Here is a 24,370-nt window from a genome sequence, read left to right as displayed (position 1 = left end):
TTGATGTTATTATCCTCCACGGCGTTTCCTGTAGCGTCGGTGGGGGATTCCTTGCATCTTGCTAGGCGTTTTTATGAGGCGCAGGAGTATGTTGACGCGTTGCGTTATTACCGCGCCTTTTTGAATGAAAATAAATTTGTTGATCATTATGGTGCTATCGTTATCGAGGCGTCGCTAACATTGATGGGCGTACAACAACAAGTGCCCTTTATTCAAGAGTATTTAGCAAAAGCTCCCACGCTAGACGATAAAGCCTTGATCTATCAACACTTAGCATTTCTCCATGAGTATTTGGGCGATTATACAACGGCAATCAACCACTATATTCTTGCCTACGAGCACTCTCGTCCAGTACGTTACGAGCTCTATTTACGGGTGGCTAAGTTGAGTTTTGAGTTGGGGGAGTACGAGCGCAGTTTATATATGGCAAGACGGGTCAAGAGCGAGACAGCGATGCACCCAGCCTTGCACAATGAGATTTTGTTAGTGATGATTCGTTCGGTTTTGATGCTCCCTGACAACATCAATAAGTTGGAGGCGATTATACAGCATGAGCGTCTCTTTATGGAGGAGCATGCACAAGCTAATCTCTTGTATCTGCTCTATTTAGGTTATAGTCGAAATCATGAATTTGCTAAGAGTCAGGAGTATAAATTGAAATTGATTCGTCGTTATCCAGAATCTCCGGAGGCGCAAGAGGTGCAGGGATATGTGAAGCGGAGCATTGCTCCCTCGTTGTTGTGGTGGTGAGCATGAAGCGATTTTTGGTACATGGTTTTTACGCGTTTGCTTCTGGCGTATTGATGAGCCTGATTTTGCCAAACGATTGGGCAGAGCAGGGCTGGACGATGCTTGCATTTGTCGCTTTGGTACCCCTTTTGGTGGGTACGTATCGCAGTAAAAAGAAGCGAGAGTTGCTCTTTATGGCAGTAATTTTGGGGACAACGCACGCGTGGGTGGGGCGCTACTGGTTGAGTTATTTCCAAGATTTTAGTTATATTATCTTGATAGCGTTGAGCGTTGGTTTGAGTGGTGTCAACTTCATCCTTTTGTTGGTGATACGTCGCCTACGATTTTTGCGCGCTTCTAGCCGTATTTGGGCGATAACGTGGCTCTGGGTCGCCTTTGAGTTTGTGCGCAGTCAGGGCTTCCTTGCTGATCCTTGGGCGTTGTTGGCCTATGGTTTTGGGCAGAGTCGCTATCTTATCCAAATTTTGGATATTACTGGGCCGATGGGTTTAACGTTATTGGTTGCCTTAAGTAATGCGATTCTGGCGCAGTGGTGGGTACGCCCTGTAGGATGGCGTCGCTACTTTGGGCATGCGCGGTCGGCTTGGTTAAGCTGGATCTTCTTGATGCTCTTCAGTTTAAGTTATGGATTTTGGCGCGTTTCTTCCTATTCTGTGGAGAGCGAGCATTATGCAGAAGTTATTTTGGTACAACAAAATAAAGACTCTTGGCAGGTGGATTGGGTGGAGCTGATCGAGGCACACATCGCTGGGGTGGCAACGCTTGAACCATTTGTGGTACAACCCGATATTATTGTCTCCAGTGAGACGACCTTATTAGGTGATTTTTCGCAGATCATGCGGATGGGGCAGTCGTTACCTTGGGATCGATCGTTGCGTGAGTTTATCCTCTCTACGCATAGCTACCATCTCTTTGGCGCGTTGGATACGGAGGATAAATTTTACTACAATGCTGCGTTTTTGGTTGATGCGAACGCGCAACAAGTGGGCTTGCCCTATTATAAACGCGCACTGATTCCTTTTGCCGAGGCGTTGCCCTTTGTCGATTGGACATGGCTGGGCAATCATTATCGTAAATGGTTTGGCGGCGATCTGCTCCAACGCGCGGGGGAGGAGAGCGTCCTTTTTACTGTCCCTTTGCGTAGTGGTGGGACATTTACCTTTGGTGTGCCGATTTGCTTTGAGGATGCCTTTCCGTCGGTTACGCGAGAGTTTGCTCGATCGGGGGCGCAAGCGATTGTCAATATCACCAATGACTCTTGGTCGCAACGCCTCTCGGCGCAACTCCAGCACATGGCGATTGGACGTTACCGTAGTATCGAAACGCGTCTGCCAACGCTCCGCGCGGCCAACAGTGGCATGACGGTGCATATCAACGCGCTGGGTGAGTACGAAGCGACGTTAGAGCCGTTTGTCAATGGTGCGCTGGCGGTCTCGTTGCCTGTGGTCGATCGCCCGTGGACTGTATATGTGCGCTTTGGCGAGTGGCTAAGTTATCTTGCTGTGTTAATAAGTGGCTTGTATCTGTTGATGAGCTATCACCCTGCTGGGGCGACATCGCTCTTTTCTTGGTTAAAGAGATTTTTTTAAGGGAGTGTGAGGGGCAGATAAAGATTCACCACTTACGCCTTGATTATATCCCAAAAGTAGCTGATGGAGGTACCAAGGAGGATAGCACTGAATGCATTAATCGCTATTTTGTTGGCGCGCAAAGCGGAGGCTTTGTCCTCTTCATACTCATCATTGATCGCTTCAAGGTTGTTGATAAGCCCTATTCTTCTGTAGACAAGTGTGACTAATGCGCCACCATAAGCAATCATCGAAGGCAATCTGAGCGTTTTGATCATGCTCTCTTCCGATGAAAATTCATCATAATAGATCTTGATGGCAAGGATAGTAAGCGCCCATAGCATGGAGAGGATAAAGAGAAGATAAATCCACTTTTTCCCTTGTTGATAGGATATCGTCGGGCGTATTTTTTTCATTTGCTAACCTCATAGATCGCTGTGGCATCTATAGAGAATTTCGACGTATTTCGGCACAACCTTAAGACAAACAACTTAATCATATTCTTCACTGTCGTATTCACTTTCATACCCCGCTAATTTATCCAAATAATATTCACATCGCGTAAGCATATGCATGAGAATTGCGTCTATTTCTGTCATATCAAGGGTAGATGGACGCCCATCTTCTAGCGCCCATGCATGCATGCCTAAGGCCATCTCGATAATATCGAATTTACCTACCAAATCATGACATATCTCTTGGGCAGAAGTTCCTAGATGCGCAAAAATGATAGGTGCATCTAGGTGATCTTTATGTACCTCAAGCAGTTCGTGAGCAAAGGCATTCACGGCGGCATAGGTGGAGTCAAAGGAGTATTTTTTGGCAAAATATCCATCCAACCAGATTTTCGTTCTTTCAAATATTTTTTTGATTGTTAATATTCTTTTTCTCCTAATGTGGACTAAAAATAGAGTTGCTAAGGCGTAGCCTTTGTTTGATTGTCAATCACAAAATTATATCAGTTATTAAATTCAATTTTCCCCCCTTATTGATACGATATCTTTTTATATTTCATCATGTGGAGAATTTTAGTGATTCCCTAGGTTAGAGCCAGTCGCCGGTGTCGTCGCTTTGGAGCTGGGGGAAGATGCGCCTTAGAATCGTCAGTAACTGGGTATACGAGCGAAAGGCGCTGGGCTTTTGGTCGCAGAAGAAACAGACACTTTGGAGTTCTTGCAGGAGAGCTTCTAGCGCTTGCGGGGTGAGAATTTCTTGTTCTTTGGTAACTTGGAGGAGTTTGGGATAGTCGGTAGCGCTGATCATCTCTTGCTTGGAGGTAAGCTGTTCCTCAAGCGTCTCTCCGGGGCGAAGACCAATGTATTGCAGGTCGATATCGCCTTTATCAACATCAAAGCCGTAGAGTTTCGCCATCTGCTTGGCAATGGTGAGTGTTTTGATTGGTGTGCCCATGTCTAAGAGGTAGAGCGCTTTGGGATTGGGGACTCCGCCTGCCATGAGCACGAGAGAGGTGGCCTCGGGGATGGTCATCCAGTAGCGTTGCATGCGCGCGTCGGTGATGGTGAGCGGGCCGCCTTTGAGGATCTGCTCTTGAAAGAGTGGGAGAATCGAGCCCCTACTGCCCAAGACATTACCAAAGCGCACGACGAAGAAGGGAAAGCCTTGGTGGTTCGCTTGGAGGAGAATCTCTTCACTTAGCGCTTTACTCGCGCCGTAGATGTTGGAGGGATCGACGGCTTTGTCGGTGCTAATGAGGACAAAGCGTTCGGGGGGGAAGTGTTTCGCCGCCTCGACGAGGTGGTGGAGACCAAAGACATTATTTTTGATCGCCTCAATCGGATTTATCTCCATGAGCGGTACATGCTTATGCGCTGCACAGTGAAAGATGGCATGAGGTTTAATGCGTTGGATGAGGTAGTGCATGTATGCTTTGTCTTGCATCTCGCCGATAATGGGGCGAATGGTGGTTGCTGGGGATAGTCCGTGTTGTTGGAGCTTACGCACCTCTTTTTCGGTGTGATAGATGGAGGTCTCGCCATGTCCAAAGAGGTAGATGGTTTTGGGTTGGGCGCGTAGGAGCTGTTTGGCGAGTTCACTGCCAATCGATCCGCCTGCACCGGTTACGAGGATATCTTTGTGTTGTAGGTAGGAGAGGTGGGTGTCTAAAGGAAAGGAGACGCTTGGGCGACCAAGGAAATGCTCGGAAGAGATCTGTTGAGAGCTAAGCCAGATGGGAAGTTGCGGTAGATGGTGGAGGGTAGGGAGGTAGGCGGTATGTTTAAAGCCGTGATTTTTGAGTTGATGGAAGAGATCGGCGAGGGTTTGCGTGGAGATGTTGTCGAGGGTAATGGTAAAGTCAAAGTGGTAGTTAAGTTCAGGCAGAATGGTTTGATAGTTACCTTGGAGAATAGGGAAGTTACAGGCATCGGGCAGCTGCTGGTGCGATAAATCGGGGTCGACGATCAATGTGATGCTAAGTTTTGGGCTAAGTTGTTGCATCATAATAGCCAAGTGATAGGCCGTTGCATTACTGCCTAGAATATAGTGTCCAGAAGAGCTCATGGCTATAATTATAGCAAATTTAAGTAATACTAGCAATAGGTTACGATTTATAGTATAATAGGTCGTAGATACGAGAAAGAGAAGAGGTAGAGAGGTGAAAAAGATATTCATTTGGTTGGTGATGAGTGCGGGGGTGCTTTTTGCACAGGAGATTAATTGGCAGGGGATCGACTTTCCCAAGAGTGCACAGGCGACGATTGCCCAGATGGAGCGCACGCAAGGGCCCGGCGAATGGGTGGAGAGCGGGCGTCGTTATCGGGGTAAGGGGATGTTCTTGGGGACAAAGGCCGAGGTGGAGCTTCTGGTGGATGGCGATTTTATTCAGCAGGCAATCTTTACGTGGCAAGAAGAGGGCGATGTATTGGCTTCGAAGAGCTACTGGCGCACTCTGTTGCGGGAGCTTTTGGGTACGCGTTTGTCGGTTGATCTCTTTAGTGGCGCGCATCTGTGGCGCATGGAGGGTGGATCGCATGTTAAGTGGAGCCAAGAGGTGCATCAAGAGGTACGAGCGCGCGAGGCGAGCAAGTTAGAGGGTAAGATCCGTAGCGAGAGCAAGAGCCGTCGACTGTATAGTATCGATCGTGAAGAGCATGAGCATGAAGGAGAACTCACCCTCGATGGCGTGCAACTGGGTAGCGATGAGGAGATCACCGTAGAGATTGTGCACCATCGCGTGGAATTCTATCAACTTCGCCCGCTAAGTAGTACAAGCACTAGTAATGAAGAAGAGCAAGAGAATCTTACTGATACGCGTGGCAGTGAGGAGCGTGAGGATTCCGTCGATGGAAATGAGTAGGGAGCGTTGCTTGCGTGGGTATGATTTTATCCGGCTAAAGCGTGGGTGTTTTGGGATGGGTCTTTATCGAGATGGGGGAGCGTGCGAATGGGCATGATTAGCGAATTATGCGTGGGTGGACAAGATTTTATCCAGCTAGAGAATGAGCGTTTTGAGGTGCTTATTAGCCGATATGGGGCGCAGATTATGGCGATTTTGCCCAAAGGTGGCGACGTAGATGCGCCTGATTGGCTCTGGTTGAGCGAGAAGAGTCCGCTAACTGAGGGCAAGGCGATGCGTGGAGGTATTCCTATTTGTTGGCCCATTTTTGGTGAGGATATGCAGGGGCGACTACCTAAACATGGCTTTGCGCGTCTGCAACAGTGGAGCTTTATCGGCGATCATGAGGACGAGAAAAATCAGGAGGTGGCGGTGAGTTTTCGTTTACGCGACAATGACCTTTCTCGTCGATACTGGCCGTACGCTTTTGAACTGGAGTTTGCCGTTCGTCTCACCATGCAAGGGGTGGAGTGTCAATTTGAGGTTAAAAACACTGATGTCAACCCGTTTGAGCACGCGTTTGCTTTGCACCCGTATTTTCATGTGAGTGGGTTATCTGCCGTGGAATTATTGGGGATAGAGGGCGCTTCGTACCAGCGCGCGGGGGAGAATTCTTTACGTACGTGGCAGCTAGGCGACTCGTTGGATATGGCACGCGATGATGCATTTATCGATATGGCAGATGCGACGATAACGCTTAAAGATCACGGCTGGCAACGTTCCATGCAGATGCGCTATGAAGGAGTTTCGGACTTGGTGGTGTGGAATCCCCATGCTGAAGGAACTAAGCAGATTAGCGACATGCATGCCGATGGTTATAAAACGATGCTCTGTGTGGAGCCTGCACAGGTAGCCCGCGTAAGCTTGACACCACAAGCTAGCTGGATGATGCGGATGCAGATGCACTTTACCTAAAGGAGGAGAGGATGTGGTCATTTCGTCGAAAAGCGCGTGCCGTAGAGGTAACGCCTTGGCAAGCGTTTGGTCAGCAGTGGAGCGAGCGCTTTGGCGCAGAGATTCTCTTTCGTGAGGCTAGCGAGTCGCAAGATTTTAAGGAAGTTTCCGCGCACTGGCTGGTGCATAAGGCGCAGATTCTTGCTTGTGTGGTGGGTGAGCGAAGTCAATCGATACAGACGCTCCTCCGTGCGATGCCTAGTGTTAACGCTAGCTATGATACGCATCACTTTTCGTTTTTTACTACGCCGTCGCCGGCTATTGACGGAATCCTTGATGACTTTAGCTCATATAATATAGAAGTGGCGGGTGGACGATATTACGTATGGCTTGAGCCTAGCCTCTATGCTATGGATATGGAGCCTAAGCCGATGAGTAATCGTCTCTTTGGGTATGCGCTTTTTTATCGTCTATTAATACCGCGATTTAAAGAACAAGAGAAGAGCTTTGGTTGGCATGTGCATCAAGTGAAGGAACTTAGAACTTGGCAAGAATCGGCAGATTGGGCAAGTTTAGAAGTCATTGGGCAGAGCGCGAGCAAGGAAGTGCGTTATCAATTTTGGTTGGCATGGCCGCAAAAAGGCGATAGTCAAGGCATTTGTGCGCAGATTATGAAACGATTTTGCTATCACACCGCACGATTTTGGCAACGCGAGGGCATTGAACTTATCTATAAGGAGACAAAGCACCCGTTGTCGTTACAACAGGTTTTGGCGATGCAGGGGGAGATTCGCTACAAAGAGCCGTATCGCCTTCCGTTTTTGCTCTTGATGAATCAACAGGCAGTGCGTAATATTGCGCTTGGCTTGGGTGGTAGCGATTTGCCTTTTTGGTCGGCCTACCATTATAGCATGTTGCGGATATGGGCGACCTATGGTTCTAGCTTGCAACATATTGCCGTGTATGGTGCGGTAGAGAGTAAGGGGCGCTTGGCGAGCTTGGCAGATCTCTTGTTTTACTTACCGATGAGCGAGCAAGAGAAGATCCTGCATAACTTTGTGTCGGTCTCTTATGGGAGCAAAATTAGGGCACTTTTTGCCTATCAGCATGCGCTTGACCCAGAAGATGTGCGCTGGATGGTGAGTGATTTTTTCCCTAGCGATCTCTGTGCGCGTTTGCCCAAGGCGTTGATGAGTGGGTGGCAAGAGCAGAGCGCCTCGCTTGATGTGGAGCAGTGGCAACACCTCAACGAGGAGGTGTTATTGAGTTTAGTGCGGGCGATTATGCAAGGGCGTTTGGTGGTGAATGCATGGACAAAAGCGTTGCTTTTGGCGGAGATCTTTGAGCCACATCAGCGACAGTATATTCAAAAATTTGAGCAGAGTTATCGACTCTTTTTGGAGCACTGGCAGGCACTAAGCGAGCGTGAGCGCATCTTTATTGTAGAGCAGGTGCATAATGGGCAGTGGCGCGAGCTTTTGGTCGTAAAACCGAAGCTTTTGTCGCTTCTTAAGCCGGCTATGAGTCAACGTCGCTACCACCTGCTTGATGAGGAGCTACATCTAAGCCCCGATTCCCAGAGTATCGCCTATCAGGAGCTTACGCGTATCTTAGAAAAAATCGTTTATATCACACTTTAAAAAGGAGTAAAATTAGGAGGAAAGCTCTTGTCATTAATGAGCATACCTGCTATCTTAATAGTATGAGTATAGAGAAACCAGTAGAACAGAAGAAGAAATCTTATTTGGATGGCATCGACTTTACCATTCCTACGTTGGGGGAGAACAAATACGATAGTCCCTTTTTTAAGACATCAGGTTCCGATAGCATCGATTTTGTTAGCGATGGAGATTACACGCTCTACAAGGTTGATACCAATGACTTTACCGATAGAAAGCTTCAAGAAGAGGCGATTCACGACCCACGTAATCGTATGGAGCGCGCAGGGGCGAGAAAGAAGCTCTACTTTAATCCCGATAACGTGCGGGCGGGTATCTCTACTTCAGGCGGACTTTGCCCTGGGTTAAACGATGTGATTCGATCGTTAGTACGTAGCCTCATGCTCGGTTATGGCGTAAAGACGGTGTGGGGTTTTCGTTATGGATACCGCGGTTTTTTACTCGACAGCCCAATGGGGCCTATGCGCTTAGATCCAGATATTGTGGATGATATCCACCTAGAAGGTGGTACGATTCTGGGTAGCGCACGTGGTGGTGGTGAAAAGACCGAAGAGATTGTCGATACGTTACAGCGTTATCGCATTAATATGCTCTTTGTGATTGGCGGTGATGGATCGCAAAAGGGCGCTGCTGCCATTGCCGATGAGGCGGAGCGTCGTGGGTATGACCTTGCGGTGGTGGGTGTGCCTAAAACCATCGACAATGACTTATCCTTTATTAACAAATCGTTTGGCTTTGAGACGGCGGTGGGTATTGCCCAAGAGAGCGTGTACGCTGCCCACGTAGAGGCCAATGGCGTAATGAACGGTGTTGGTTTAGTTAAGGTGATGGGGCGCGACTCTGGATTTATTGCTGCCCAGACGGCATTGGCTAGTCAGCAGGCGAATTATGTCTTGATTCCAGAGGTTCCTTTCGATCTTGATGGCCCTAAGGGCTTGCTCAAGTCGCTCACCGAACGTTTGGGGCGCAAGGGGCATGCGGTGATTGTGGTTGCCGAAGGTGCTGGCGCCGATCTTATGGAAGCAGAGTGGGGAAAGATCGGGGAGAAGGATGCTGGTGGTAACGCCCGCATGCACGATATTGGTCTCTTTTTAAAGGAGAAGATCTCGGCGCACTTTAAGAGTATCGGTCTCGATGCGATGGTGCGTTACATCGACCCAAGCTATACGATTCGTGCCAGTGCTCCTAATAGTAATGATGCCATCTACTGCGCTAGGTTGGGGAATAATGCCGTACATGCTGCCATGGCAGGTAAAACCAAGGTCTTGATGAGTCAGTGGAATGGTATTTATGTGCATGTGCCTATCAAGTTAGCCACGCGTTCGCGCAATAAAATTAACCCTCGCGGTCGCCTTTGGCAAGATGTTTTGGAGAGCACGTGGCAGCCCATCAATATGAAGAACTAGCCACTGCCTTTATCGTATGATGCTTTTTAGGAATAACGTGGGCTAGTTGACATAATTTTTTCCTCAAGGTAGAATGATAGTGTGAAAGTAATAGTTCCTACAGTTAATGCGACCATTGGTCGCTTCCAAGATAATCGCACAAAAGTAGAAGAGACTCTTCATGGGGTCTCTCTGTTGTCTTCAGACGCATTGCTGGTGCTTCACCCTTATACGCTGGCTGGTTGCGAGCCTCAAGATGCGTGGGAGCATCCCCTTTTTCTCTCTCATTTTGAGACAGAGCTGGCAACAATGGCTAAAGGCGCAACGAATGCTGTCAGTTTGATTTGGCAGGAACAAGAGTGGTTGGTTGCGTTCAAATATGCCAGTGGCACATTACGTAAAATGCCCTTTAACTCCAGCGGTTATCTTCTCCATGAGGGGATGCATATGATCACGGATCAAGGGCTTATGGATACGGATTTGGAGCCGTTGGCAGGTGAAGATGGTCTGTGGATTGTCTTTATGCTTGATGCCTATAGCCGTGAGGGTGTCGCCTTATTACAGCAACGGGCGCAGATGCTAGCCCAGCAGAGTGGGAGTACCGTGGTATTGGTGGGCGCACTTGGTACGGCGAACGATCGGCTCTTTAGTGGCGATGTTGCGCTAATAAGCAATGCAGGGTGGGGCTATGGGTTTCTTTTGGAAGATCAATGCACCATGCTCGATACGGATAATATCAATATTGCGTGGCAGGTCGGTAAGCAGCAGGTTGATATTTTAGAGAGTTTGGTGAGTCGAGAGTATGCACTTATCCTCTTTGCCTTGCGCGATTTTGTCCAGAAGAGTGGCTTTAGCAAGGTGCATCTGGGGTTGAGTGGTGGGGTGGATAGCGCGTTGGTGGCGACATTGGCGGTGCATGCTTTGGGTGCAGAGCAGGTGGTGGGGATCCTTATGCCAAGTCCGCATAGTAGCGAGCATAGCGTGAGCGATGCTTTGGCGCTTGCGAATAATTTGGGTATCGAACACCATACGATAAGCATTAGCCCGTCCTATTCACAGTTACAGGGTGAATTAGCCTCACACTTTACACTTAGCACGCTGGCCGACGAAAATATGCAGGCGCGTCTACGTGGGCTCTATCTAATGACCTACGCCAATAGCACGGGGAGCTTTCTCTTAACAACGGGTAATAAGAGCGAGATTGCCTGTGGCTATGGTACGCTGTATGGCGATATGTGTGGGTCGTACAACCCGATTGGCGATCTCTATAAGACGGAAGTTTATGCGCTCTGTCATTATATTAATGAGCAGGCGGGCAAGGCGCTTATTCCCGAACATATCCTCACCAAAGCACCATCGGCGGAGCTTCGGGAGGGGCAGTTTGATCAGGAGAGCTTACCCGCATACGATCGATTAGATCGAATTATTGAAGAGTTATCAAAGAATCAATCTTCTCTGGAAGAGGTGGTGGCGAAAAGCAACACCACGACAGACGAAGTAACAAAGGTTGCGCAATTGTTGCGTAATAGCGAGTTTAAGCGTTGGCAAGCTGCGCCTGTGCTCAAATTGAGTACTACGCATATGGGCAGTAGTCGAGTGCATGCGTTATTGTCGCGTTTTCGTATTGACGAGAGCTAGGAGATAGGTAAAATGTCAGATGTGAGTAGAATGAGTGAGCGTAGTAAGTTGGTTACCTTATTGTTGGCGATTTTTGGTGGTCTCTTTGGATTTCATCGTCTCTTTACGGGGCATCGCTCTTCGGGTATGCTTCAGTTGATCACCACGCTTTCGGCGATAGTGGGTATTTTTACGGTCTTTATGTTAAACTACTCCCTATTCGACAAACAGAGCACACAGCTTGTCTCGGTGGAGTACTTTTTAACAGTGTTAGGTATTATGGTGGCTGGGGCTATCCCTATTGCCTTGATTTTGGGCTGGCTGATCCTTGATCTTTTTCGTATTATGTTTAACCGTTTTGACGATGTCGATGGGCATCGGGTGGGGCGGTGGTTTGTACGTACAGGATTTTAGGCGATCTCCACGGCGTATAATGAAAAGAGTCATGATGCTTGTACTATGATGCTTAGAGAGAGGAATAATGCAAAAGAGAAAGATAAAGATTATTGCGGAGTTGGGGACGAATCACTTAGGCGATTTGTCTAAGGCCCGCAAGATGATAGAGGCTGCCGCACGCGCGGGAGCAGATGCGATTAAATTTCAGTGGGTTATTGCCGATGAGATTGTGCATGCGCGGGTGGGGAATGTACCGCTACCGGGCGGAAGCGTCTCGTTGTATCAACGCTTTAAGGAGCTGGAACGTCCAGCCTCTTTTTACGAAGCGCTAAAAGTCATTGTTGAAGAGGAGTTTGGCTTAGAGTTTATGTGCACGCCCTTTGGCTTAGAGAGCGCGCGTCAGTTGATCGCGCTGGGCGTTAAGAGCATGAAAATCGCTAGCCCAGAGCTCAATCACTATCCGCTTATCGAGAGCTGTGCGCAGGAAAATATTCCGATGTACTTAAGCCTTGGCGTAAGCAAACTTAGCGATATTGAAGAGGCAATGCAGTATCTAAACCCTAAAACAACCACGTTATTACACTGCGTAACCTCGTATCCTGCCGATCCTACCGAGTATAACCTACGTCAGCTTCCCCACCTTAGATGCCTCTTTGGCACGCAAGTGGGGGTTTCTGACCATACCATGGATCCGCTTTTAGTGCCTGTTCTTGCGGTGTTACAGGGAGCAATGGCTATCGAGAAGCACATGTGTTTAAGCAAAACCGATGATGGCTTGGATGACCCTATCGCCCTTGACCCCAAAGAATTTGCCCGCATGGTGGATGCGGTACGGATGGCCGAGATCTTCCCTGAAGCAATTCTCGCGGAGTTGACATACTGTTATGGTGGCGATCTGATTGAGTGTGTCTTTGGGGATGGACAAAAAATCTTAGCACCCAATGAGCAGGCGAACTATGGCAGAACCAATCGATCGATTTGTGCGCTGGTTGATCTGCCTGCTGGTACGGAGCTTACTAAAGAAAATACCGCGCTGTTACGGGTGGAAAAGGAGCTTCGTCCGGGGTTACACCCAAGACATTACGCGTTCATATTAGGGCGTAAATTAGTTGCTGAGGTTAAAGCTGGCGATGGCATCACGTGGGGAGAGCTTTAAATTCTATTGAGGGCTACTACCTTTATTTTTTAGGTTTGGGTTGATGAACTTTAGGGTTATTTGTTTTCCCAATGCTATTGCCGGAGGTTCCTGTAACGTACCAGTGAACGGCACTTTCGGGAAGCTCTAGTGGTACTCTTCGTCGATTGAGGGAGCGCGTTGCCGTAACGTACTGAATATCGATAGGATCGCCTTGCCACAGTTGCTGATCGAGGAGGTACTGCCACTGCTGAAGAAAGAGTTGGCGTTGTGAGGAGTTGGTCTCACTGGCGCTGGCTTTTTCATAGGCAAGACCAAAGTAGGCGGGTGCGTAGGGATTGGTGGCGATGGTGATCACTTCGCGCGTGTTACCAAGTTTGGGACTGTTATCGAAGGTAAAAGGCGCGGGAATATCGGCGTGTAAGACAAGGAGATCGCCCTCTTTTACCTGATGATCGGCAAAGATATAGCGGGCGCGATAATTTTGGGGCGTTCCTAAGTAGACGGTGGTGCCAGCGAGATTACCTGTGGCTAATGCACGTAATTCGATGGCATCGGTAATTTTCTTATTATGGATAATGGAGAGTTCGTTGATGACCAGTGGGATAGGCTCCTCTGCTGGTATCCCGTAGAAGGTGAGCGAAAAGTCTAAGGAGCTAACCCCGACACTGGCCGTTGCCTCTAATGTATAGGGTTGGGCAACGTGCGCATTGCCAAAAAAGAGCGTATTTTTGTCGACAGATTCTAAGGTTAATGGAGAATATAGGACGATATTAGAGAGGTGTACGGGTCTATCAAAGTGTAGAGTAAGGCTATTGTGCGTAATTTTTTCGATACCTAGAAAAATTGGGGGCGAGAAGTATTGACTTTTTTGCCCACAACTGGTTAAAATAAGGAATAGTATGAAGAGTAAAAATCTTTGTTTCATATAAAAGAGCATAACATAAAGTACGGCAGTTTGACAAGTGATAGAAATGGAGAAGAAGGATGAATCGGGTAGTTCTAAAAATCATCGTGGTGAGCAGTTTCCTCATCTTGGGTCTTTCGGATGTCTGGGCAAAGAAGCAAGAGGTTACCCCAAAGGCGTTGCGCGCCCCTGTATCGATGCGATCGGAGTATCAGGGCAATATTTATAAAATTAAGTTGGATAAAAAATTACACGCCTCCGTAGAGCGACAGATTGAGCGCTTTAGCAGTGGTAAGCTACAAAATTTTGTGAAAGAGGGTATGGCACGTGCCGAACCTTATTTGCCTTATATTATGGAGCGTATCGACTATTATGGGTTGCCACGCGAGTTGATTTATCTGCCTTTGGTGGAGTCTGCTTATCGGCATGATGCGGTCTCTCGGGTGGGGGCGACAGGTATGTGGCAATTTATGTACACGTCGGCGCTTCCTTATGGTTTGGTCATCAATGAGTGGCAAGACGATCGCTTAGATGTTTATTTAGCCACCGATGCAGCCTTACGTAAAATTCGTCGAGAGATGGATTTATTAGGTGATCCGCTCCTTGCCATGGCTGCATACAATGGCGGAATTACTCGAGTGCGTCGTCATCAGCGCAACCTCGAGAGTGCCGGCGAAGAGGCAACCTTTTGGCAGATGTACGACCAAAAATTGCTTCCGCGTGAGACCTCGGAGTATGTGCCGCAAATTTTAGCTATCGCCAAGATGATGGAAAAGCCTCGTAAATATGGCTTTAAACCGATTAAGTGGCGTCCTAGGGAGCTTAATAGTGGCAAATCACGTTTTTTTGTCGAGCTAGAGTTGAGTAAACAGATCCACCTTGAGCTTATCGCCAAAGATGCAGGCATTCAACCCGAAGAGCTTATCTATCTTAATCGCGCGCTCAAGAAAAATATTACCCCACCCATCGCAAAAAACACGCCCTTTATGGTACGCCTACCTATTAGTTATGTGGAAGAGCTCACCCAAGCCATCGAGGCTAGCGACTGGGCGCCCATCCTTTATAAAAAGTATCGGGTGCAAAAGGGCGACTCCTTTGCGCGCATTGCTTCTCGCCATAATGTACGCGTTGCTGATCTCATTGAGGCAAACCCTGGGAAAAATCCGCGCCTTATTCACCCTGGAGATATCATTAATGTGCCAATATAGGTAAGGTTTTCTACACTAAGTATCGATAATATAGAGTGAGGGTAGGAAACGTGAAGAGAATCGTAGCTATGATATGGATGTTGGTGGGGTTGACTTTCAGTCTTCGTGCAAATACTGCGCAGAGCATTAGCGTAGAAAAAGAGATCGATTGGCAGGCACAGCAAATTCGCTTTACCTTGCGGGTTGCTGTCGATCAACAGGCATTGCCTAACTCTCGCCAACAAGCCGAGGGGTGGATCGAGCGTGAGCGCTTTCGCCTTATCGCCCAGAGTTTGGGAGATGTGGTACTCGATGCACAAGGATCGTTTAAAGAGAATGCACCACGTAAGAATCAAGTGCATTGGAACCTCAACCTTGCAGCTACCCATGCGCAACGCGAATACGCCGTCTTGAGCGCCGATTTACGCTACCTAGAGGCGGTCTACACTCTCTCAATTACCGATCTGATGCGTCATATCTCTGTCGATGTAAAACAGCGCGTCTTGCCCTTACTTACGACGAATCAACGCGAATTTGCCTACTCGGGCATTGTTATCTTTGTCAAGAGTCGCTTACCTATCCGTGGTAAATTTAACCAATTTTCAGCACTAGAGCCAGCCCTTGCTCCCTCGATTTTCGATGAATCGGGCGAGACACTCTTGAGCTTAGCTACAATCAATAGCCGTCTCTTTAGTGAAGGCAAAGGCGGATTATCCTACACCTTCGATACCAATAGTCAACACTGGTCGCCATTGCAGGTGGGCTTTAATCCTCTGATTCTTTCGGCGGTGGCAGTTAGCGGCGAGTATCACATCACCGATATCGTGATTGCCCAAGGTGATGCTGATCGTCTGCGCGCCTCGGCACAAGCGATGGAGATGCTCCATAATGCGAAGGTATTGGTGGTTATTCAACCCTAACTAAAGAGAGGATTTATTGCATGGAACTTGTGCGTGATTTGTTTGTGAAGTATTTTGTTATCTTGTTTATGCTTGTAGGGTTATTAAATGTTCTATTTTTTTATCTTCCTTTTTTTAAAAAAATACGAGACTTAAAACAACGCTACAATCTTCCGACAGAAAAAAATAATGGTACGGGTCGATCGAGCTTTTTTACTAGTGAGGCTACTAAGGAGCTAGCAAGCCGTAACCTCGATTTTGCTCACGAACTATCCAACCTCAAACGCCGATATTATATTAATACTGCGATGATGCTTATTATCTTGGTACCGTTGATGATAATTAATGTTTTATTGCAGAGTTAGAGGGTCAGCCTCCAGTTGAGTCAATTGTTCCTAAGTTGATATCAATTTATGCGTTACGTCTGTTTCCCAGCTTAGTGCTGAGAAGTGGGAGTGTCATGGCTACCAGCAAGAGGGTTAGGTGGCTAAGGGATAGGCTGGTTTTAGGCCAGATTTTTATCACCGAGAAGAGGATAAGCCCGAGGGCAAAGCTAAAGAGGGCGTCTTTGTGGCGATGCATAATTTTTGCCACGAGTACGGCGTAAAAGAAGAGTCCGATCAAAATGCCAAGAGCAAAAGCGCTTAGTGCGATAAAGGGGGCCCAGACCATTTCGCCTTGGAGTAGGCGATCGATCCAGAAGTTCATTAACGATAAAATTTGGCTATACTGTCCCATGAGTAAGAGGATCAGGCTTCCTGAAATGCCAGGCAGCGCGATGGCGATAGAGGCGATAAATCCGACGGCAAAGAGCTGTAAAATGTATCCTACGGTGATTGTAGGTAGGTCGGCAGAGAGAACGGATGTGTTTGCGCCAGTGTAGAAGTCCCATGCGAGAATGGTGATCATCAGGAGCGCACCGACGCTAAAGCTTATCGTTTTTTTTCGGTTGACGGGGAAGAATTCGCCTTGCCGAACGATGGTGGGGATTGCACCAAGAATGAGACCCGTGAAGACGATTTGTGTATGGCTGGGCCAGTGCAGGAGCAGAAATTTGATGATTTTCGCAAAGAGAACCAGCCCCATTCCGACACCTAAGAGGATGGGTATGAGGAAGCGTAGATGCGAGAGGAAGGCCAGTCGATTTTTGGCTTTGATGGCGTGGATGCTTTGGCTAGCGTGCGCGATGATTTTGTCGTAAACGCCCAGAAGCATGGCGGTGGTGGCACCGGAGACTCCGGGGATAACGTCGGTAATGCCGATGGCGATGCCTTTTAATAAGAGTGCGATAGTTTGGATCATGGGTACTAGTGTAGCAGAGGCGATAAAAAAAGTCTAGAGCGATAAAACTCTAGACTCTCTTTTTTTGTGAAAAAGTAGATTAGAACGGACGATCAGCGAGGTATTTTAGCTCTTTAAATTGACGATCGAGGTCGGTCTTAATCTTGGTCAAGAGCTCCGTAGCGCGCTCTGGGTTGACCTTCTGGAGACTCTTAAAGCGAACTTGCTTATAGAGATAATCTTCAACGGGGGTGCTAGGGGCTTGGTTGTCGAGCATGAAGGGGTTCTTACCATCAGCAACTTTGCGTGGGTCATAGCGGTAGAGAGGCCACATACCCGAGGTGGTTGCCTCTTTTCCTTGATTCATACCCTGCATCATATTACCGCCCTGACTGATACAGTGGCTATAGGCAATGATAAGGGATGGCCCGTCGTAGGCGACTGCCTCTTTAATAGCCTTGATGGTCTGGGACATATTGGCACCCATGTTGATTTGTGCAACATAGACATTACCATACATCGATTGCATAAGACCAAGCGGTTTCTTGGTAACAGCCTTACCACCAGCAGCGAATTTAGCGATAGCACCGGTTGGGGTTGCCTTACTGGATTGACCACCGGTGTTACTGTAGACCTCGGTGTCCATAACTAGCATATTGATGTTCTTACCGCTAGCAAGAACATGGTCAAGTCCGCCGTATCCAATGTCGTAAGCCCAACCATCACCACCGACAACCCAGTGTACTTTTTTCACGAGGTAATCAGCCAAGGAGAGGAGGTGCTTAGCCTGATCGCTACCGATCTTGGTGCAAGCCTCTTTCAACTTAGCAACGTCGGCACGCATTTGGGCGAGCTTCTCGTCGGTGCTCTGGTCGTTGCCCTTAATGGATTCAACGAGACTGGCATCCAATCCTACTTGAGGAAGGATATCGAGAGCATGTTTGTTGAGGTTCTCGTAGGTGAGAAGCATACCAAAACCATATTCGGCAGCGTCCTCAAAGAGGCTGTTACCCCAAGTTGGACCCTTGCCATCATCGGTTTGTGCGTAGGGGTTGGTGGGCAGGTTACCCGAGTAGATACTGGAACAACCTGTAGCGTTGGCTACCACAAGGTTGGTACCCCAAAGTTGGGTGATAAGCTTAATGTAAGGGGTCTCACCACAGCCAGCACAAGCGCCCGAGAACTCGAACATGGGGCGACGAATTTGTGTACCAAGAGGTGTGTCAGTGGAGACAGGAACGTTGCTCTCAGGGAGTTCATTAAGGAAGAAGTCCCAATTTTTAATGCCCTCATCACGGACAGTGCGCTGATCGACAAAGGCTAAAGCCTTGCCCTTTGCAGGACAGATGTTGATACAAGCACCACAACCAGTACAATCTTCTGGGGAGATTTGGATAGTAAATTCCTTCTCTTTAAGAGGACCTGCGGCCATGGTTTTGCGTCTAAAGCCCTCTGGGGCATTCTCAAAGACGCTCTTATCTTGGAAGGCCTTCATGCGGATAACGGCGTGAGGACAGACCATCGAACATTGACCACAGGCGATACAGGTCTCAGGAAGCCACTCTGGAATGGTCTCGGCGAGGTTACGCTTTTCGTACTTGGTGGTGGCAGTAGGATAGACGCCGTCCATAGGAAGCTGACTGGTTTTGAGGTGTTGACCACGACCATTGATGATCTCGGCCAAGACTTCGCGCACAAATTGAGGCGCATCGTCTGGTACAGCCTTAGCCATTTGGAGGTTACCCTCGATGGTTTTAGGATAGTTGACCTCAAAGATATTTTCAAAGGCAGCATCGACGGTCTTGATGTTTTGCTCAACCATCGCCTCGCCCTTACGACCGTAGGTCTTCTTGATGGCCTCTTTAATGTAACCAATAGCTTGATCAACATGCAATACGCCAGAAATTTTAAAGAAAGCAACTTGCATGATAACGTTAATGCGCGCGCCCATGCCATTTTCCCGCGCAATTTTTACCGCGTCGATGACATAGAACTTGAGTTTTTTGTCGATAATCGTCTGCTGTACGTTGGTAGGAATCATGCGCCAAACGGCATCGGCAGCAAAGGGGCTAGCCAAGAGGAAGGTTCCGCCTTCTTGAATGTTGGAGAGCATATCGACACGCTCTAGGAAGCTAAACTTATGACAAGCAACAAAGTCAGCACTGTCGATAAGGTAGGGACTACGGATAGGCTTATCGCCAAAACGCAAGTGCGAGACGGTAACGGTACCAGCCTTCTTACTGTCGTAACTAAAGTAACCTTGGCCATACTTGTCGGTGTGGTCGGCGATGATCTTGATGGAGTTTTTGTTTGCGCCAACGGTACCGTCGGAACCAAGACCGTAGAACATCGCTTGGTTGAGACCTTCTACTTTGAAGCGGAAAGATGGATCGTACTCAAGGCTGGTGCCAGTGAGGTCGTCAGTGATACCAATGGTGAATTTATTCTTTGGCTTCTCGCTCTTGAGGTTATCAAAGACCGCTTTAGCCATCGCAGGAGTGAACTCGGCGCTACCCAATGCATAGCGACCGCCCACAACTTTTGGCCAACCTTTAAAGGGAGCGTTACCACTCTCCATCATCTCGCCAATAGCGGTGCGGATATCCTCATAAAGAGGCTCACCTAGAGAACCTGGCTCTTTGGTGCGGTCTAAGACAGCGATTGCCTTAACAGTAGCAGGCAGAGCCTTGATAAAGTGTTCGGCAGAGAAGGGTCTAAAGAGGCGTACCTTAATGAGACCACACTTGCCACCCTGTGCATTGAGCAGGTCGATAGCCTCTTCTACAGGCTCTACACCCGAACCCATGGCGATGATGACGTGTTCGGCATCTTTTGCACCATAATAGTCGAAGAGGTGATATTGGCGACCAGTGTGTTTCGCCAAGCGATCCATATAGGATTGCACGATAGCAGGAGTATCCGCATACTCCTTGTTGATGCTCTCACGGGCGGTGAAGTAGACATCGGGGTTTTGCGCAGAACCACGCATGGTTGGATGCTCAGGATCCATAGCACGGGCGCGGTGGGCAGCAACGTAATCGTAGTCGATCAGGTCATTCATCACCGCTTGAGGGATCTCTTCGATCTTTTGCACTTCGTGAGAGGTTCTAAAGCCATCAAAGAAGTGCATAAAAGGCACACGTGCCTTAAGTGTAGCTGCATGAGCAACAAGGGCTAAGTCCATAACCTCTTGCACGTTGCTACTAGCAAGCATCGCCCAACCTGTTTGACGACAAGCCATCACATCCGAATGATCGCCAAAGATGGAAAGGCCATTAACCGCAAGCGCACGTGCGGGAACGTGAAAGACGGTGGGAGTCATCTCACCGGCGATTTTATACATGTTAGGGATCATCAAGAGAAGACCCTGACTTGCTGTGAAAGTGGTGGTAAGCGCACCTGTTGAGAGCGCACCATGCACTGCTCCAGCGGCACCGCCCTCGCTTTGTAACTCCGAGACAATAGGGATATTTCCCCAGATATTGGTGCGTCCCTGAGCGCTCCACTCATCACAGACTTCTGCGATGGGTGTTGAGGGAGTAATTGGGTAAATAGCAATTACTTCGTTAACTGCATGGGCAACATAGGCAGCAGCTGTAGCGCCATCTATGGTTACCATTTTTTTGTCAGCCATTTTTGATACCTCATCTTATATATTTGATAGTATAATTATTCTAACATTTTTGTACAAAGTCCACAAGGGGATTATACAAAAACTAATCAATATTCATATAAACGCAAAGCGATTTTTATAACTTTTTCTCTTCTAATTGCCAAATAAGCAAATAAATCATAAAAAAGCGTAAAGATGCGTAGCGCGTAAAGAGCGGATTCTGGCAGATGCGGAGCATACTTTGCATGAGCGGGGTGTCGTTTTTGGAGCAAGATTGGATGAATGTGCGCATCTGTTGCATGAAGTCTAGTTGAGAGGCGTGGTGAAAGATGATCTGTTCAAGGCTCTGCTTAAGGGCAGGCTTGGTCTTTTTTTGTGCCTGCATGACCTCTTTGAGCTCGTTGTAGGCCTCTGGTTGATTGTGTAACCAGAGCAAGTAGCGATGGTAGAATCGATCGAGAATACCAAGCAGTTTCGCGGCTCCAAGGATAGACTCGTTGAGGATAGTTGGCTCTACCTTTTGCCAACTCAAGGGCCATAAGAGCACATACATGTCATTTACCGAGAGCAGAGTCGTGAGCGATTGGATGGAGCTTACCAGAACATAGTGATTGTTGTTGTGGTAAATCTGGCGCTTGATGAGAAGGATGGCGCTGCTATCTTTGAGATTGCCTAGAGCGGTAATGGCTTCGGCTTTAAGGCGATAATCTTCGCTCATAACGGCACGTCGCAGGCTAGGAATGGCTTGCGAAATTTGGTGTTGTCCTAAAATGCGCGCAGCTACATGGGCGGTGCTAAAGGGGTGATTGCGTAATTGTTGTAAGAGCGCTCGGGTGAGCTCTGGCGGTTGGTCGGCACTGGAGATATTTTCCAGCGTGGCGAGGGCTTTACGACGGATCTCGAATTTGGGTGATTGCAAACTCTCAACAATGATATCGACGGCAGCGTCAGACTCTAAGCGACTAATTTGCTCCAAGATAGGACCAATCTCACTAGGAGTAGCCGCCCCAAGACGATTGGCAAGGCTAATGGCCTGAATGTCGCGTGGGTTAATAATCAGACTAAGGCCAGTGCGTACCGAGGTTTTGTTGGTGTTTTTAAGAAAGGACATCAACACCAAAAGCGGGATCATAAAGCCAGCTGCCACACCAAAGAAGATGCGAAAGACCGTGCTAGAGTTAGCAATGCCTGCCGATTGTAGCGTGTTAAGCAGTTGTCCACCGGTAAACGAACCCAAGCTACCCCCCAGACCAAAAATCATGAAGAAGAGGATAAAGGCATCCATGGTTTCGTTACGCTTGATGATGCCAAAGAGGTAGGTTTGCCCTGTCGATTCAATGCCTTGGAGCCCAAAGACAGCCAAAAAGTTGAAGGTACTCAAAAAGATAATCAGGTAGAGACCACTTAAATTGGGGCTAATGGCTGCCGGCAAGAGGCTCACGCCTGAGAGCGCGGTAAAAAAGATAAAGAGCGTCTTTGCGCCTACGGTCTGTACGATCGTTTTACTAAAGGCGCTCATTAAGAATGCACCAAAGAGCCCTGCAACGGTAAAAAGGATCGCATTACTGTCATTTTGATAATAAACGTCGCGCATGTAAACCACAATAAAGGGGCGTGTCGCCGCAGTAACAAAGGAGATAAAGAAGAAGACAATCGCAAAGATCCGAAAGTCTGCACGTCCAAAGATGTTCTTTAAGAAGGTAAAGAAAGAGAGTTTCTGTGTGCTTTTGGGCGCACGCGGGAGAATAAAAAGATAGTAGCAGGAGAGAAATCCCAAGGCAATGCCTAATGCAATCAAGAGCGTGTAGCTAAGGGTAGAGGCATTAAAGCGTAAGACTAATCCAATAAGCACCGTGGCAAGGATCATCGCGCCAAAGTTGAGCATAAAGGTAAGCGAGAGATAACTGGCTCGGTTTTTTGGCGTGGAGAGCTCACTAACGACGCTATTATTTGCGCCCATGCCTGGCCCGCGCGTAAGGTTAAAGCCGATACTACTAAAGAGCAAAATGGAGAGTGCTAACTCCGTATTGCCCCAAATCATGATAATTGGAATGCTAAGAATGGGGAGCATCATGATATTGCGCATCAGCCATGCCCAGTAGTAGAGAGGTACAGCCCCAATACGAGGCTCTAGGATGCGCCCAAAGTAGACCAAGATAAAGGCCAAATAATTGAGACTGGAGATAAGACCGATAAAGGTAGCGTCCGCCCCCAGCTGAATAGCCAGAAGCGTGATAATCGAGCCGTTGATAAGCGGAAATGATGCACCGTTGAGGGCTTGATAGGTGTTAAAGTTAGCCCGTCCTTTACGCACTTGCATGCCCGTTAGTGCTTGATTACTCTCCACGACTCTCCTCCTTATCCTTATGGAATTTTTTCGATCTGCTCAAATTGTTCAACGGTGCTCTCGACAAGGGGGTAGGAGCCAGCAACAAAGAGGCGCGTTGGCTTGAGTTGCAATAATCGCAAGCGATGTAGCCCGTCGTTCTCTTCTTTAAAGACGACCTCAAAGCTCTGTTGCTCTTCGATTAACCCGTATACATTTCGATAGCGCAGTTGCATAATCAAGGTGTTCTCCAGCCTAAAGAGGCTCATGCTCCCCTCACGAACAACGCCTTTGGCGTTTTTTTGTTGAAAGAGGGGATAGTTAAAGAGGAGCGCCTCCCCATTTTGATGCGTGAATGTCCCGCTAAAGGGGCTTTCACTTAGGGTGATGGGGGTGAAGGCTTGGCTATTAACCAACTCTTGTTGGAGATTGATGCGAGTATAACGGCCTTGCCATGCAACACTAGGAGTAGGCTGGGTAAGGATGATGGTGTTGTCGTCGATGATGGTGATGTTGCTGTTGCCACTGACTTGTGCAACCTGTTGGTTACGCGCTTGAAGAGTGATACGATTACCAGAAATGGAGCTGTTAAGCCAATCGTAAATTTCCACACGACCTTGTTGAAAGAGAATCTCTTTCTCTTTTGCGTTGAAGACGACCAGACCTTTAGCCTCGGGTGGGTCGCTTTGCCAAGGACCTTCAAGGAAGGCTTCAAGCCGATCGCGGTTGGTGGTGAGTTGTTGTAGGGTTGATTCGCTCTTGGTCAGTAAAAATTGTTGGCTTGCACGATTATATTGATAATAGTCAACCTGTAGGCGATCTTGATTACTGGTGGTAATGAGGATGCTTGAGTTACTGGGATTCGCTTCATCGAGGAGATAGGAGATCTCTCCGGGGGTGCTAGTACGAAAGAGAAGGTCGGGATAGCCATTGTGTAGTTGGTAGATGTCGAGGGTGGTGGGCGATTGGTAGGTCGCCTGACCTTTGAGAAGCACGTGGGGCATAGGGTTTTCTGGATCGAAGGCGATCGTATCTAACTCTGCCCAAGTAAATGCGGAGTGGATGATGGTTTGGCTTTGGTCAAGTTGAAGGGTATGTCCAAGGGTTAAATCTTGCCATGCATGGGGGTAGATGTAGACTTGGTGATCGTGTTGTTGCCAATAGGCACTGTTCTCGCCAGTGAGCGATGAGGCTAAAAGTTGGATTTGGGTATCAATAGGTTCTGGGGTAGCGGGGGGGGTGGGGGTGAGGATAACCTCATCAAAATCTTTGTAGCCACGACAGCCAAAGAGCATTAGGAGGAGGAAAGGTAAAATTCGTAGGTTTCGATATTGCATATATTCTATTATTTTGAGTATAATATACACCAGATGACAGG

20 protein-coding genes are annotated in these 24,370 nt (G+C 48.1%); 12 read left to right on the top strand and 8 right to left on the bottom strand.

What is annotated here, in order from left to right; translation table 11 throughout:
• Positions 1 to 3 precede the first annotated feature (3 nt).
• Positions 4 to 750: a hypothetical protein gene (locus tag PVA46_RS07065; protein WP_274360281.1), complete on the top strand. Its 747-nt coding sequence runs from the start codon at positions 4 to 6 to the stop codon at positions 748 to 750.
• Positions 751 to 752: 2 nt separating this feature from the next.
• On the top strand, positions 753 to 2,339 hold the full coding sequence (gene lnt, locus PVA46_RS07060; RefSeq protein WP_167696035.1) for an apolipoprotein N-acyltransferase: 1,587 nt from the start codon (positions 753 to 755) through the stop codon (positions 2,337 to 2,339).
• 32 nt (positions 2,340 to 2,371) lie between these two features.
• Here lnt and PVA46_RS07055 read toward each other — a convergent pair whose 3' ends face one another.
• From PVA46_RS07055 to PVA46_RS07045, 3 genes are all read right to left on the bottom strand, one after another.
• Complete coding sequence (locus PVA46_RS07055) at positions 2,372 to 2,734, bottom strand: hypothetical protein (RefSeq protein WP_167696034.1); 363 nt, start codon at positions 2,732 to 2,734, stop codon at positions 2,372 to 2,374.
• A gap of 75 nt (positions 2,735 to 2,809) precedes the next feature.
• Positions 2,810 to 3,157 carry a hypothetical protein gene (locus PVA46_RS07050; protein ID WP_167696033.1) on the bottom strand — a complete coding sequence of 116 codons (348 nt, stop codon included), beginning with the start codon at positions 3,155 to 3,157 and terminating at the stop codon, positions 2,810 to 2,812.
• A gap of 205 nt (positions 3,158 to 3,362) precedes the next feature.
• The gene (locus PVA46_RS07045) at positions 3,363 to 4,838 is read right to left on the bottom strand and encodes a polysaccharide biosynthesis protein (RefSeq protein ID WP_167696032.1); all 1,476 of its coding nucleotides are present in this window, start codon (positions 4,836 to 4,838) and stop codon (positions 3,363 to 3,365) included.
• Between the two features lie 94 nt (positions 4,839 to 4,932).
• On the opposite strand from PVA46_RS07045, the gene PVA46_RS07040 reads away from it, so the two are divergent.
• From PVA46_RS07040 to PVA46_RS07010, 7 genes are all read left to right on the top strand, one after another.
• Positions 4,933 to 5,634, top strand: a complete 702-nt coding sequence (locus PVA46_RS07040) for a hypothetical protein (RefSeq protein WP_167696031.1) — start codon at positions 4,933 to 4,935, stop codon at positions 5,632 to 5,634.
• 93 nt (positions 5,635 to 5,727) lie between these two features.
• Complete coding sequence (locus PVA46_RS07035; protein ID WP_167696030.1) at positions 5,728 to 6,588, top strand: D-hexose-6-phosphate mutarotase; 861 nt, start codon at positions 5,728 to 5,730, stop codon at positions 6,586 to 6,588.
• Positions 6,589 to 6,599: 11 nt separating this feature from the next.
• The gene (locus PVA46_RS07030; RefSeq protein WP_167696029.1) at positions 6,600 to 8,207 is read left to right on the top strand and encodes a hypothetical protein; all 1,608 of its coding nucleotides are present in this window, start codon (positions 6,600 to 6,602) and stop codon (positions 8,205 to 8,207) included.
• 62 nt (positions 8,208 to 8,269) lie between these two features.
• Entirely contained in the window at positions 8,270 to 9,652 is a 1,383-nt protein-coding gene (locus PVA46_RS07025) for an ATP-dependent 6-phosphofructokinase (protein ID WP_167696028.1), read from the top strand.
• An 81-nt stretch (positions 9,653 to 9,733) separates the two neighbouring features.
• The gene (gene nadE / locus PVA46_RS07020; protein WP_167696027.1) at positions 9,734 to 11,269 is read left to right on the top strand and encodes an NAD(+) synthase; all 1,536 of its coding nucleotides are present in this window, start codon (positions 9,734 to 9,736) and stop codon (positions 11,267 to 11,269) included.
• A gap of 12 nt (positions 11,270 to 11,281) precedes the next feature.
• Complete coding sequence (locus PVA46_RS07015) at positions 11,282 to 11,662, top strand: NINE protein (protein WP_167696026.1); 381 nt, start codon at positions 11,282 to 11,284, stop codon at positions 11,660 to 11,662.
• A gap of 67 nt (positions 11,663 to 11,729) precedes the next feature.
• Entirely contained in the window at positions 11,730 to 12,800 is a 1,071-nt protein-coding gene (locus PVA46_RS07010; RefSeq protein ID WP_167696025.1) for an N-acetylneuraminate synthase family protein, read from the top strand.
• A gap of 22 nt (positions 12,801 to 12,822) precedes the next feature.
• Here PVA46_RS07010 and PVA46_RS07005 read toward each other — a convergent pair whose 3' ends face one another.
• Positions 12,823 to 13,707 (bottom strand): lipoprotein TP_1001-related protein, encoded by an 885-nt coding sequence (locus PVA46_RS07005; RefSeq protein WP_167696024.1) that lies wholly within the window; start codon positions 13,705 to 13,707, stop codon positions 12,823 to 12,825.
• A 59-nt stretch (positions 13,708 to 13,766) separates the two neighbouring features.
• Between PVA46_RS07005 and PVA46_RS07000 the strand changes: the two genes are divergently transcribed.
• The 3 genes from PVA46_RS07000 to PVA46_RS06990 are packed head-to-tail and all read left to right on the top strand — an operon-like array spanning position 13,767 to position 16,137.
• On the top strand, positions 13,767 to 14,894 hold the full coding sequence (locus tag PVA46_RS07000; protein WP_167696023.1) for a lytic transglycosylase domain-containing protein: 1,128 nt from the start codon (positions 13,767 to 13,769) through the stop codon (positions 14,892 to 14,894).
• 50 nt (positions 14,895 to 14,944) lie between these two features.
• The gene (locus tag PVA46_RS06995; protein ID WP_167696022.1) at positions 14,945 to 15,793 is read left to right on the top strand and encodes a hypothetical protein; all 849 of its coding nucleotides are present in this window, start codon (positions 14,945 to 14,947) and stop codon (positions 15,791 to 15,793) included.
• Positions 15,794 to 15,813: 20 nt separating this feature from the next.
• Positions 15,814 to 16,137 (top strand): hypothetical protein, encoded by a 324-nt coding sequence (locus PVA46_RS06990; protein ID WP_167696021.1) that lies wholly within the window; start codon positions 15,814 to 15,816, stop codon positions 16,135 to 16,137.
• Positions 16,138 to 16,183: 46 nt separating this feature from the next.
• Here PVA46_RS06990 and PVA46_RS06985 read toward each other — a convergent pair whose 3' ends face one another.
• The 4 genes from PVA46_RS06985 to PVA46_RS06970 form a co-directional block, all read right to left on the bottom strand.
• On the bottom strand, positions 16,184 to 17,074 hold the full coding sequence (locus PVA46_RS06985) for a DUF368 domain-containing protein (protein ID WP_167696020.1): 891 nt from the start codon (positions 17,072 to 17,074) through the stop codon (positions 16,184 to 16,186).
• Positions 17,075 to 17,153: 79 nt separating this feature from the next.
• Positions 17,154 to 20,687: a pyruvate:ferredoxin (flavodoxin) oxidoreductase gene (gene nifJ, locus PVA46_RS06980; RefSeq protein WP_167696019.1), complete on the bottom strand. Its 3,534-nt coding sequence runs from the start codon at positions 20,685 to 20,687 to the stop codon at positions 17,154 to 17,156.
• A gap of 115 nt (positions 20,688 to 20,802) precedes the next feature.
• Positions 20,803 to 23,013 carry an MFS transporter gene (locus PVA46_RS06975; protein ID WP_167696018.1) on the bottom strand — a complete coding sequence of 737 codons (2,211 nt, stop codon included), beginning with the start codon at positions 23,011 to 23,013 and terminating at the stop codon, positions 20,803 to 20,805.
• Between the two features lie 17 nt (positions 23,014 to 23,030).
• Complete coding sequence (locus PVA46_RS06970) at positions 23,031 to 24,329, bottom strand: hypothetical protein (protein ID WP_167696017.1); 1,299 nt, start codon at positions 24,327 to 24,329, stop codon at positions 23,031 to 23,033.
• Between the last annotated feature and the right edge of the window lie 41 nt (positions 24,330 to 24,370).

The organism is Entomospira culicis, assembly GCF_028748145.1.
In the GTDB taxonomy this organism is placed as follows: domain Bacteria; phylum Spirochaetota; class Spirochaetia; order WRBN01; family WRBN01; genus Entomospira; species Entomospira culicis.
Note: the sequence above shows the minus strand (reverse complement) of the source record. Positions and strands in the feature narration are given on the sequence as shown.